The organism is Myxococcus sp. MH1, from assembly GCF_059738865.1.
This window is the reverse complement of record NZ_AP026947.1, coordinates 7,085,487-7,097,902: the sequence shown is the minus strand read 5'-3', so window position 1 is coordinate 7,097,902 and position 12,416 is coordinate 7,085,487. Positions and strand designations below refer to the sequence as shown.

The 12,416-nt window shown below is 71.5% G+C and carries 9 protein-coding genes; 8 read left to right on the top strand and 1 reads right to left on the bottom strand.

Going from position 1 to position 12,416, the window contains the following annotated elements; translation table 11 throughout:
- The first annotated feature begins 3 nt into the window (after positions 1 to 3).
- From AC6JA9_RS27575 to AC6JA9_RS27545, 7 genes are read left to right on the top strand one after another with little or no spacing between them, the layout of a single operon-like run.
- On the top strand, positions 4 to 1,740 hold the full coding sequence (locus tag AC6JA9_RS27575) for an FHA domain-containing protein (protein WP_223751673.1): 1,737 nt from the start codon (positions 4 to 6) through the stop codon (positions 1,738 to 1,740).
- Complete coding sequence (gene xseA, locus AC6JA9_RS27570; protein ID WP_497958088.1) at positions 1,737 to 3,467, top strand: exodeoxyribonuclease VII large subunit; 1,731 nt, start codon at positions 1,737 to 1,739, stop codon at positions 3,465 to 3,467. Before AC6JA9_RS27575 ends, xseA begins: the two co-directional genes overlap by 4 nt.
- A 48-nt stretch (positions 3,468 to 3,515) precedes the next feature.
- Positions 3,516 to 3,863, top strand: coding sequence for an exodeoxyribonuclease VII small subunit (gene xseB, locus AC6JA9_RS27565; protein WP_046714739.1), 348 nt, complete (start codon positions 3,516 to 3,518; stop codon positions 3,861 to 3,863).
- A gap of 24 nt (positions 3,864 to 3,887) precedes the next feature.
- A complete protein-coding gene (locus tag AC6JA9_RS27560) occupies positions 3,888 to 4,268 on the top strand; it encodes a response regulator (protein ID WP_141324765.1) in 381 nt (126 codons plus the stop codon).
- 28 nt (positions 4,269 to 4,296) lie between these two features.
- Entirely contained in the window at positions 4,297 to 5,190 is an 894-nt protein-coding gene (locus AC6JA9_RS27555; RefSeq protein WP_223751670.1) for a polyprenyl synthetase family protein, read from the top strand.
- The gene (locus tag AC6JA9_RS27550) at positions 5,187 to 6,935 is read left to right on the top strand and encodes a 1-deoxy-D-xylulose-5-phosphate synthase (RefSeq protein WP_408889904.1); all 1,749 of its coding nucleotides are present in this window, start codon (positions 5,187 to 5,189) and stop codon (positions 6,933 to 6,935) included. The genes AC6JA9_RS27555 and AC6JA9_RS27550 overlap by 4 nt, the downstream gene beginning before the upstream one ends.
- A 2-nt stretch (positions 6,936 to 6,937) precedes the next feature.
- Positions 6,938 to 7,678 carry a TlyA family RNA methyltransferase gene (locus tag AC6JA9_RS27545; protein WP_141324772.1) on the top strand — a complete coding sequence of 247 codons (741 nt, stop codon included), beginning with the start codon at positions 6,938 to 6,940 and terminating at the stop codon, positions 7,676 to 7,678.
- A gap of 53 nt (positions 7,679 to 7,731) precedes the next feature.
- Here AC6JA9_RS27545 and AC6JA9_RS27540 read toward each other — a convergent pair whose 3' ends face one another.
- Positions 7,732 to 9,339, bottom strand: coding sequence for a hypothetical protein (locus AC6JA9_RS27540; protein ID WP_223785393.1), 1,608 nt, complete (start codon positions 9,337 to 9,339; stop codon positions 7,732 to 7,734).
- Positions 9,340 to 9,898: 559 nt separating this feature from the next.
- Between AC6JA9_RS27540 and AC6JA9_RS27535 the strand changes: the two genes are divergently transcribed.
- Entirely contained in the window at positions 9,899 to 12,406 is a 2,508-nt protein-coding gene (locus tag AC6JA9_RS27535; RefSeq protein WP_497958087.1) for an ATP-binding protein, read from the top strand.
- Positions 12,407 to 12,416: the final 10 nt, after the last annotated feature.

The window sequence follows — 12,416 nt, the reverse complement described above, 5'->3', positions numbered from 1 at the left end:
GTCATGTCGAACGGTTCCCCTCCTGCTCGTCGCAGGCCTCCTTCCGGGACGCCCTCGGGCGGGACCGGAGCTCGCCCCGCCACCCGCAGGTCGTCTCCGGCCGCTGCTCGGCCCGCGCCCGTGGCGGCGTCGCCCCGGCTCGTCTGCATCGCGGGACCCAAGGCGGGTGAGGAGTTCTCCCTGGAGGACGGCGAGTACGTCATCGGCCGCGCCACGGACAACCCCATCTGCATCCCGGACACCTCCGTGTCGCGCAAGCACGTCATGGTGCGCAAGTCGGGCGGTGGCTGGACGGTGAGTGATCTGGGGTCCGGCAACGGCACGCTCGTCAACGGCGAGGCCATTGGCGACGAGACGCCCCTGGCCACCGGGGACATCATCACCCTGGGCGACACGGAGCTGCGCTTCGAGGACGTGGCCAACTCCACCATGATGGTGGCCGCGCCGCCGTCGCGCAGCCGTCCCTCGAGCGCCGCGGGCCGAGGCGGAGTCCCCGCGCGTCCGCCTCCGCGCGTGGAGGGTGGACGTGTGCGCAGCGCGCGCTCGTCGGCCATGGCGCCTCCTGACCCGGAGGTCCTGGCGAAGAAGAAGAAGATGATGCTCATCGGCGGCGGCGTGGTGGTGCTGCTGCTCGGTGGCCTCGTGGTCGCGCGCGTGCAGGTGGCGAAGCAGAACGAGCAGCTGCTCCTGCAGAAGGGCCAGCAGGAGGCCGTCCGCAAGGAGCTGAGCACCGTCTTCCAGGACGCCAAGAACCTGGTGCGCGAGGGCAAGTGGGTGGAGGCCAAGGCCAAGCTCGAGGAGCTGGCCGCCGCGGCGCCTGACTACCCCGGCGTGAAGGACTACCTCGACCACGCCCAGCGCGAGATTCCCATCCAGGAGCGGCTGACGGAGGCGCGCGCCGCCATCATCAAGAACGAGCTGGGCAACGCCGCCGCCGCGCTCGCGAAGGCCGGCGAGAGCCAGTTCCTCTACGAGCAGGTGAACGCCGCCAAGCGCGAGCTGAAGGACCTGGCCGACAAGCGCTCGGTGGAGGCGCGCAAGGCGCTGGACACCAACCAGCTGGACCAGGCCAAGTTCATCACCGACGACGTGCTCAAGGCGTACCCGGACCACCGCGACGCCAAGCTCATCAACGAGCAGGCGGTGCAGGCCATCGCCGTGCGTGACGCGCCCAGGCCCGTCATCGTCGGACCCGCGCCCAAGCCGTGGGAGCCCGCGGTGCAGCGCTTCGTCGACGGCGACATGTCCGGCGCGGTGGCCATCCTCAACGCCTGCATGTCGAAGGCGCCGCAGTGCAAGAAGCTGCTCGGGCAGATGTCGGAGTTCAGCAACCTGTACAAGCGGCTGGAGGACCTGGACGCCAAGGGCCTGACGAAGCTGATGGCGCTGGACAAGGACATCACCGACGGGCGCACGAGCAAGATGGCGCGCAACGCGGGCACCCGCGCGGCGACCATCTTCTACAAGAGCGCCACGGGCGCGAAGGCCGCCGGCCAGTGGGCGCGCGCCATGGAGTACGCGCGCCGCGCGCTGCAGGCGGACCCGGGCCACGCGGGCGCGTCCAACATCATCAGCGAGCTGAAGGCGAAGGCGAAGGAGCTGTACTTCCTGGCCTACGCGATGAAGGACGGCAACCCCGAGGACGCGCTGCCGAAGTTCAAGGACGTGGTGGCGATGACGCCCCCGGACGACGAGTACCACGACAAGGCGAAGACCTGGGTCGAGAAGCTCTCGCGATGAAGAAGCGCAAGGGCGCGGGCGGCGAGGTTCCGCCGTCCGCCGCGTCGGGATTCCAGGGGGACTTGTTCGGGACGCTCGCGCCGGTGGAGCCCGCCGTGGCCGCCGTGCCCAAGGTGGTGGCGCTGCCGCGCAAGGCGCCGCCTCCTCCTCCTGTGGACGCGGACGGCACCGGGCTGTTGGGTCCGTTGGAGGGCGCTCCCTCGGCGCCTCCGAAGCCCGAGCGCTCGGTGCTCTCCGTGGGAGAGCTCACGCGGCAGCTCAAGCAGACGATTGAGTCCCGCTTCGCGCGCGTCATCGTGCGCGGTGAGGTGACGGGCTTTCGCGGGGCGAACGCGCGGGGCCACTGGTACTTCTCGCTGAAGGACACCGTCGCCTCCATCGACGCGAAGGTCTGGGCGTCGATGGCGGGGCGGATGCGCTTCGCGCTGCGCGACGGCATGGAGGTGCTGGCCGAGGGCAGCGTCGACCTGTACGAGCCGCAGGGCCGCTACAGCCTCATCGTCACGCGGCTGGAGCCGGTGGGCGAGGGCGCGCTGGCGCTGGCCTTCGAGCAGCTCAAGGCGCGGCTCGCGGCGGAGGGCCTCATCGGCGACCGCCGCGTGCGGGCGCCCCGGCCGTTGCCCTTCCTTCCCCGGCGCATCGGCGTGGTGACGAGCCGCACGGGCGCCGCGCTCCAGGACTTCCTGCGCGTGCTCCACTCGCGCAACCCGCGGTTGAGCGTGCTGCTCGCGGACGCGCGCGTGCAGGGGGAGGGCTCCGCGGCCGAGGTGGCGCGGGCGATCGCGCGGCTCTCCCGCTCCGACGTGGACGTCATCGTGGTGACGCGCGGCGGAGGTTCGGTGGAGGACCTCTGGACGTTCAACGAGGAGGAGGTGGCGCGCGCCATCTTCGCCTCGCCCGTGCCGGTGGTGTCCGCCATCGGTCACGAAATCGACTTCACCATCGCCGACTTCGTGGCGGACTGGCGCGCGGCCACGCCCAGCGCGGCGGCGGAGCGGCTGGCGCCGGTGCTGGCGGACCTGGAGCTGTCGCTCGCGACGCAGGCCGGGCGGCTGCGGCGGGCCACGGAGCGCCGGGTGTTGGAGCTGCGCGAGCGTCAGGGACAGCTCGCCTCGCGCCTGGAGGACCCGCGGCGGGCCCTCAACCACCAGCGGCTGCACCTGTCCGAGCAGGTGGAGGCGATGATGCGGGTGCTGCGGCCCGCGGTGCGCGAGCGGCGGGACTCGCTGCGCGCGCTGACGGAGCGGCTGCAGCGCGCGCGCCCGCAGGCGCGGCTGGGCGAGCAGCGCGCGCACCTGTTGAAGCTGGCCATGCGGCTGGCGGAGGCGGCGCGCGCGGGCGTGGCGACGCGGCAGGCTTCGCTGTCCGCGGCGCGGCTGGGGCTGGAGCGGGCCTCGCCGGTGGCGCTCGTGGCGAAGGAGCGCGCCCGTCTGGCCGCGCACCAGGCACGGCTGCGAGCGCTGCAGCAGGGGACGCTGGCGGACGCGCAGCGGCGTTTCCAGCGTCTGGAGGGACGACTGGACGCGATGAGCCCGTTGAAGGTGATGTCACGCGGCTATTCGGTGGTGTTCCGTCAGCGCGACGGGGGCGTGGTGCGCTCCGTCGCGGATGTCGAGGTGGGGGAGAAGCTGGGCATCAAGCTCGCGGCGAATGGCGCGAGGACACTCGGCGGGTGTGAAGAAGTCGAAGCCACCGTGACATCGGTAAAAGGGCCGGTGGACTGCTAACGGGCCACCCTCTAGAGTCCCGCGCCCCGAACGGGGAGGTGGAAGGCTGTGGCGAAGGCGGACAAGGCGTCCAAGGCGGACAAGGCAGGTGAGGCCGAGGTTCCCGGTCAGTACGGGGACGTCGTGAGCCGTCTCGAGGAGACGGTGGGCCGGCTGGAGAGCGGCAACCTGTCGCTGGAGGATTCGCTCAAGGCGTTCGAGGAGGGCATCCGGCTGGTACGTCGGGGTGAGAAGCTGCTCACCGAGGCGGAGCAGCGAATCGAGCAGCTCCTCCAGGACGAGGATGGCAACGACGTGGTGGCGCCGCTGTCGGTGGCGGCCCGACCTCCGGCGCAGGCGGCGGCCCCCCGGGCGCCCGCACCGCGACCTCCACCCGAGGATGACGTCCCGTTCTAGGTCGTGCGGGACGCGCGCTCGGGCATGTCGAAGCCGAAGATCACCATCGTCGACGATGACCGCGACACGCGGGAGCTGCTCGCGGCGGCCCTGGAGGACGAGGGCTTCGAGGTGACGCTGGCGGCCAACGGGCTGCGGCTCATCGCGTCGCTGCAGCTGCACCGGCCGCAGGCCATCCTCCTGGACGTGAACATGTCCTGGATCGACGGCTTCGAGCTGTGCAAGGCGGTGAAGAAGAACGAGCACTTCCGGGACATCCCCATCATCTTCATCAGCGGGCGTGGGGACTCGGAGGACAAGAAGCGCGGTCGCGAGGTCGGCGCCGCGGACTATTTCGTCAAGCCGCTGGATACGGACAAGCTCGTCCGACGCATCCGTGAGCTGGTGACCCCGGCCGCGCCCTAGCGCTCATCCAGCAGAGGAGTATCGATTCATGGCTCAGTTCGACCTGGATGCCTTCCTGCGGACCCAGCAGGCGCGGGTGGAGTCGCTGTTGCTCGAGCGCGCGGACCGGCTCGCCTCCTCGGGGGCTCCTCCCCGGTTGGTGGAGTCCATGCGCTACTCGCTGCTCGCGGGCGGCAAGCGGCTGCGGCCCGTGCTCTGCCTCACCTTCGCGGACACCGTGGCGCAAGCCTCGCTCGTGTCGGCGCTGGCGGCGGACGCGGCGTGCTCGCTGGAGTTCGTGCACACGTACTCGCTGGTGCATGACGACCTGCCGGCCATGGACGACGACGACTTCCGTCGCGGCCGGCCGACGAACCACAAGGTCTACGGTGAGGCGATGGCCATCCTCGCGGGCGACAGCCTGCTGACGGATGCCTTCGGACTGCTCGCCGACGGGCCGGAGCCCGTGCGGGGCGCGCTGTGCCGCGAGCTGGCGGTGGCGTCGGGCGCCGCGGGCATGGTGGGCGGCCAGGTGCTGGACACCGCCGAGGACCGACCCGCGAACCTGGACTACCTGGTGCGCATGCACCGGCTCAAGACGGGCGCGCTCATTCGCGCGGCGTGCCGCATGGGCGTGCTCGCGGGTGGAGGCGATGCGGAGGCGCTCGTGCGCGCGCAGATGTACGGCGACGCGGTGGGTCTGGCGTTCCAGATCGCCGACGACGTGCTGGACGTGACGTCGACGCGGGAGCAGCTGGGCAAGCCCGTGGGCGCGGACGCCGACGCGGGACGCTTCACCTTCCCGGCCGTGGTGGGCCTGGAGGAGTCGCGCCGTCTGGCCGACGAGCAGGTGCGGCTGGCGGTGGAGGCGGTGCGGCCGCTCGAGGGTGAGGATGGGCCCCTGGCGGCGCTCGCGCGGTACGTGGTGGAGCGGAAGCTTTGACGGCGGAGGTCCTGAGCCGCATCGCCTCGCCGACGGACCTGCGGGCGCTTCCCGAAGCGGAGCTGCCGCAGCTGTGCACGGAGCTCCGGGAGGAGATCATCTCCATCTGCGGCCGCGTGGGCGGCCACCTGGGCGCCTCGCTGGGCGCGGTGGAGCTCATCGTCGCGCTGCACCGGGTCTTCCACTCGCCCACGGACGCGATTCTCTTCGACGTGGGGCACCAGACGTACGCGCACAAGCTGCTCACGGGTCGGCGCGAGCAGATGCACACGCTGCGGCAGGCCGGCGGTGTGGCGCCCTTCCTGGACCCGCGCGAGAGCCCGCATGACGCGCTGCTCGCGGGACACTCCTGCACCGCGGTGTCGGCGGCGCTGGGGGTGCTTGAGGGGCGGAGGATGCTGGGGCACCGGGGCCACGTGGTGGCGGTGCTCGGGGATGGCGGGCTCACCGGCGGCTTGACGTTCGAGGGGCTCAACAACGCGGGAGGCAGCCACCTGCCGCTCGTGGTGGTGCTCAACGACAACCAGATGTCCATCAGCGCGAACGTGGGCGCCGTTCCCTCGCTCCTGCGCACGCGCGGCGCGCGGGACTTCTTCCAGGGACTGGGCTTCACGTACCTGGGTCCCGTGGATGGGCACGACCTGGGTGCGCTGACCCACGCGCTGCGCGAGGCGCGCGCGTCCATGCGCCCCGTGGTGGTGCACGCGCTGACGCTCAAGGGGAAGGGATTTCCTCCGGCCGAGGCGGATGCCCAGACGCGTGGGCACGCGATGGGCCCCTACGAGTGGCGCGACGGCAAGCTGGTGCGCTCGCGCGGAGGGCATCGCACGTACAGCGAGGCCTTGGCCTCGGCGCTGGAGGACGCGATGGCGCGTGACTCCCGCGTCGTCGCGGTGACGCCCGCGATGCTGGAGGGCTCGGCGCTCAACGCGCTCAAGGCCCGCTTCCCGGACCGCGTGCACGACGTGGGCATCGCCGAGCCGCACGCGGTGACGTTCTGCGCGGGGCTCGCCGCCGCGGGCGCGCGTCCCGTGTGCTGCATCTACTCCACGTTCCTTCAGCGCGCGTACGACCAGATCATCCACGACGTGTGTCTTCCGGGCCTGCCCGTCGTCTTCGCGGTGGACCGCGCGGGGCTCGTCGGCGCCGATGGGGCCACGCACCAGGGCACCTACGACGTGTCCTCACTGCGCCCGCTGCCCGGGCTCCGGCTGTGGTCCCCCGTGGTGGGCGAGGACTTCGCGCCCATGCTGCGGACCGCGCTCGCCTCGCCGCTGCCCTCCGTGCTCCGCTTCCCTCGCGGCACGCTGCCTGCGCTGCCTCCCGAGGTGCACGTGGGCGAGGCGCCGGTCCAGGGCGCCCGGTGGCTCGTGCGAGCGAAGCAGCCGGAGCTGACGCTGGTGACGCTGGGGCCGTTGGCGCTCCCCGCGCTCGAGGCGGCGCGACACGAGCCGCGATGGAACGTGCTCGACGCGCGGGAGCTGTCGCCGCTGGATGAGGGCGCGCTCCTGGAGGCCGCGCGTCAGGGGCCGCTGGTGGTGGCGGAGGAGGGCACGGTGCGCGGAGGGCTGGGGAGCGCGGTGTTGGAGCTGCTCGCCGAGAAGGGCGTGTCCCAGCGCGTGCGGCTCGTGGGCATGCCGGACGTATTCGTCCCCCATGGCGATGCGCGGGTGCAGCGCGCGGAGCTGGGGCTGGACGCGGAGGGCTTGCGACGCGCGGGCCGGGCGCTCCTGGAGGGCACATGACGATGAAGCCTCGCAAGGAGCGGGTGGACGTGCTGGTGGTGGAGCGGGGGCTGGCGGAGTCGCGTACCAAGGCCCAGGCGCTCATCCTCGCGGGCCAGGTCGTCGTGGATGACCAGCGCGTGGACAAGCCCGGCTCCCTCATCCCCGTGGAGGCGGAGCTGCGCCTCAAGGGTGAGGTGCTCCCGTACGTCTCGCGCGGTGGGCTCAAGCTCAAGGGCGCCATCGACCACTTCGGCCTGGATGTTCGCGGCAAGGTGGGCGCGGACATCGGCGCGAGCACGGGCGGCTTCACCGACTGCCTGCTCCAGCATGGCGCGGTGCGGGTGCACGCCATCGACGTGGGCTACGGCCAGCTCCACGAGAAGCTCCGCAAGGACCCGCGCGTGCGCTCCCGTGAGCGTGTCAACGCGCGCTACCTGACGGAGGAGGACCTGCCGGAGAAGGTCGGCGTCGTCGTCATCGACGTGAGCTTCATCTCGCTCACCCAGGTGCTTCCCTCGGTGCTGCCCTTCCTGGAGCCGGGCGGTGTCCTGGCCGCGCTGGTGAAGCCCCAGTTCGAGGTGGGCCCGGACCGCGTCGGCAAGGGAGGCGTGGTGCGGGACGCCGCCGCGCGGCAGGACGCCATCGACACCGTGACGGCCTTCGTGCGCGAGCAGGGGCTGACCGTGCGTGGCGTCATGGATTCGCCGGTGCCAGGGCCGGCGGGCAACGTGGAGGCGCTGCTCGTCGCCGAGCGGCCCTGACGCGGCACGGAGGGAAGGGCGGCGGAGGGCTCGCCCTTCCCGGTGGCCTTCGGCTACGGCCGGGCGCTGCGGTACTGCGACGACGTCTGCAGCTCGAGCAGCTTCTGGTTGGTGCGCATCCAGAGCCGGCCGCTGTCGTCGAAGGCCGCGCCCATGGACACGGAGACCTGGTAGCGGAAGAGCTCACGGCCCTCGGCCGAGCTCCCCAGCGTCTGGTCCACACCCACCAGCTCCACGGGAAGCGTGGCCGTCGAACCCTGGGCCGCGGGGGCGTTCAGGAAGAACAGGTCCGAGGTCGGGTTCGCCGGCAGCAGGTACTTCACGTGGAGCGCGCCGTTGGCGTCCACCGAGCGCAGCTCCCGGTTGCGGATGGTGCCGGTGTTCGAATCCAGCAGCCACACGCGCTGCGTGGTCGCCGCGGCCACCCGGCTGCCGTTGGCGTAGGTGGCAATCTGCTGCACCTTTCCGGTGAGCACGCCCGTGGCCCACTTCGACGCGTTGCCCTCGCAGCCCTCCAGGTTCGCGACACAGGCGAGGACCTGGGACTTGTCCTCGGGCAGCGCGAAGCCCAGGTAGAGGATGCTGCCGTCGCTGCTGAACTGCCCCACCGGGCGCGGCGTGGCGGTGTTCGACGTGAAGAGCTGCCGGATGATGTGCGTGGCCTGCAGCGTCCCGCCCGCCGAGTCCGTGCCGCCGTCCAGCTCCTCGACGATGATGTCCGCGCGGTTCTCGCTGTACTCGATGTGGCTGGCGAAGAGCACGCGGCCATCCCCGCGGATCAACAACTGGCCGACGGGGGTGCCCACGGAGATCTCCCGCTGGTACTCCCAGCGCGTGACGCCGATCTTCAGGCCGTCCTGGGTGTCGTGGGTGATGCGGTAGATGAGGCCCTGGACGGAGCGGATCAACGCGTCGCCGTTGGGGAAGACGACCAGGTCGTTGACCTCCAGGTCCACCGGCGTGCGCGCCGTCATCTTGAAGTCGCGGTCGATGGCGAACGCGCCGTACCCGGGCGTGTAGACCCAGCGCTTGCCGCTCTGCGCGTTGCGGGGCGTGATGACGGTGGACGCGTTGCAGAGCGTCGGGGCCTGCAGCGTCCCGGCGGCGCCACCCGAGGCGTTGTGCCGGTACATGGTCTCGATGCCGCCCGTGGTCGTCTTGGCGCAGCTCAGGAACGTCGCCGTGGAGCCCGAGCCGTCGATGGCCAGCGGCATGGCGTAGACCTGCAGGCCCTGCGGATCATCGTTGGCGCGGGAGACCGGGAAGAACGTGGCCGGCTGGGGCAGGGACGTGTTCTTGCGGCCGTCGTCGCACACCACCTCGGCGGTGAGGGACAGGCTCGCGGCGAGCCCCACCAGCGGGTTGGCGTACGGGATGTCCGACGCCAGGAGCTCGAAGTTGGTGGTGCCACCGCCCGAGGGGAACGCCTTGAGGAAGGTGGTCCGGTCGTAGAGGTTGAGCGTGTTGACCTTCTCGCAGCCGGCGATGGTCGCGATGAGCTTGAGGCTGGTGCCCGCGACGTTGCCCTGGGGAACCGTCAGGGCCACCTGCGGCGGATCCGGCGTGGGCGGTGGCGGGTCGTCGCCACAGGCGATGGCCAGACTGGAGACGAGTACGAGGGCAGTGCGCCATGCACGCCGAGTCACGGGAGGGTGGAGCATGGCACCGCACTCTACCTCGCTCGCACCATTCCCGGCATCCTCCCCCATCCGCAAAACGGCCCGGCCCCCGCGCCCCCGAAGATTGCGGCCCTCCAGGGCCCCATGACGTGATAGCCCGGCGATTCCCGTGGGTGGGGACCTCGGGTCCTCCACCACTCCAGGGCACACGGGAACGGGTGGGAGCTTGCGATGACGGGTGGTTGGCTGCTCGAAGGGACGGAGTCCGGCCGGACGAGCGGCGCCAGGTCATGGCGGGCGTGGGAAGGATTCCCACCGCGCGGTGTTGGCGCGCGCCCGTTCTGCCCCCGGAGTGGGGGACATGGGGTGGAAGTGCTCCAGGGGCGTGGGTGTGGGAAGCCACGATGGGCGTGGCGCCCGGGCATCTCCACTCACAGTCCCGGTCGCCACCGGCCGTGCGCCGCTCTGGCCCACGGACGTGAACGGCGGCAAGATTCGGAAACCGAACCATGAACCCTTCCGCATTCAACGGGTTTTTGCAGCCTCCCCAGTGGCGCCCGCACAGGGCCGCCGCGGCGCGAGGTTCACTGTGAGAGTCGAGATGCAGGCGGATCAGCGGGGACGCGTGCTGGTGGTGGCCGGGAAGGAGTCCGGCGACGCCTTGATGGAGCGGCTGACCGCCAGCGGCTACCACTGCGCGGCGGCCGAGAAGGACACCGGGCTGGCGGAGCTGGCGGACTCGCTGCAACCCGAGGTCGTGCTGCTGTCGGTGACGGCCAAGCGCGCCGCGGAGCTGCTCGAGTCCCTGCGTCGGGTGGAGCGGCTGCAGCGGTTGCCCGTGGTGGTGGACCTGGGCAAGTCCCGGTCGGCGGAGGCCTTCAAGCGCCTGGCGGTGGATGACTGGATTCGCGGCGCGGACGAGGTGGTGCCCCGGCTGGAGGCCGCGCTCAGGGCGGGACGGCTGAAGGACCGCGAGGAGCGCGTCCGGCTGCGCATGGGGATGCTGCTGGAGATCACCCAGGCGGCGACCAGCTCGCTGGAGCTGGAGGAGATCCTCCGCATCGCGGTGGACAAGGTGGGGCGCGTCACCGGGACGGACCGCTGCTCGGTGGTGCTGGTGGAGGGCAGCCACGCGCGCACGGGCAAGGTGGTGGCGACGCAGGAGGACCCCAGCCTCGTGCAGCTTGACATCGAGGTGGCGCGCTATCCGGAGCTGCGCCGCGCGCTGGAGACGCGAGAGCCGGTGCTCATCGAGGAGGCGCAGCGGGATCCGCTCATGGCGGAGGTGCGCACATCCATCGTGCCCCTGGGCGTGAAGTCCATCCTGGTGCAGCCGCTCATCTGCCAGGACGACCTGCTGGGCGCGCTGTTCCTGCGCGTGTCGCGCATGGACGCGTCCTTCGGCCGCGACGAGCAGGAGTTCACCCAGGCCGTGGCCGGCGTGCTGGCCAACTCCATCCGCAACGCGCGGCTGCACACCGCGGTGAAGAAGAAGCGCGAGGACCTGGAGCTGGCGTACGTCGAGCGCTACCACGAGCTGCTCGAGGCGAACCGCCGGCTCAAGGAGCTCAACCGCCTGAAGGATGAGATCATCGCGGTGGTGAGCCACGACCTGCGCGCGCCGCTCCAGGTGCTGCTGGGCCATGGCCGCCTGCTGCTGGAAGGGCCGCTGGAGTCGCAGCAGAAGCAGTCCGCGGAGGCGATGATCCGCCAGGGCAAGAAGATCCTCGGCCTGGTCGAGTCGCTCCTGGAGAAGGGCAAGGGCGAGGCGGCGCGGCTGTCCATCGAGCCCCGTGTGCTGGACGTCGCGCAGCTGTGCCGTGACGCGGTCAACGAGCTGGAGATATTGGCGGCCGAGCGGGGCGTGTCCCTGCGCGCGGACTGCCCCGACAGCCTGATGCTCATCGGTGACGAGGTGAAGCTGCACGAGGTGCTGCAGAACCTCATCACCAACGCCATCCACCACGCGCGCGACGCGGGTGAGGTCGTCGTGTCCACGCGGCGGCTGGGCCGTCCGGACGGTGACGCGGCGAAGGTGTGCGTGCAGGACGACGGCGTGGGCATCCCCCAGGACGAGCTGCACCTGGTGTTCGACCGGTACCGTCACGGCGGCAAGGGGACGGGGCTGGGGCTCGCCATCTGCAAGGAGTTCGTGGAGCTGCACGGCGGCGAGATCTGGGCGGAGAGCCCGCCCGAGCACGGGTGCCTCTTCGTCTTCACGCTGCCGCTCGCGCAGGAGGCGCCGCGCAACCCCCGACCCGTGGTCGCCACGTCGTCGGTGACGGAGCAGCCGCGCGTGCTGGTGGTGGAGGACGAGCCCGAGATCGCCGCGGTGCTGTCGGAGGTGCTGCGCTCGAAGTACCGCGTGGAGGTGGCTCGCGACGGCGCGGAGGGCCTGGCCCGTGCGCGCGCGCAGCGGCCGGACCTGGTGGTCATGGACGTGTTCCTGCCCAAGCTGGACGGCCTGGACGCGGCCATGGCGCTCAAGTCGTCTTCCGACACGGCGCACATCCCCGTCATCCTGCTGTCCGCGCACCAGGGCGTCGCGGAGAAGGTCCGCTCGCTCAACCTGGGCGCGGTGGACTACATGAGCAAGCCGTTCAACGCGGTGGAGCTGCTCAACCGCACGGACCGCGCGCTCAAGCTGCGCCAGGGTGAGCGCGAGCAGCAGGAGCGGGAGCGCTCCCAGCCCTCGCTCCAGCGCCGCACCGGGAGCGACCCGGCCACGGGGCTGCATGACCGGCGCGGGCTGCTGCTCCGGCTGGAGCAGGAGCTGGCCCGCAGCCGGCGCTACCACCGGGCCCTGAGCCTGGCGGTGCTGCGGCCCGACCGGCCCGTGGAGCCCGTCCCGAACAACATCGCGGACGTGATGCGCAAGCGGGTGCGCCACCCGGATGCCATCTCCCACCTGGGCGCGGGTGTCTTCGTCGTCGTCCTGCCCGAGTGCAACGCGGAGGCCGCTCGCGCCGTCATCAGCCGCCTGATGCCCGACGTGGAGAAGGCGACGGACACCGAGTACCGCTCGGCGGTGGCGGACGTGAGCCAGGACAGCGACCCGGTGGAGAAGCTGCTCGAGAAGCTGGGCGCGCCGCCTCCCGAGGAGACCTGAGACCCTGCAA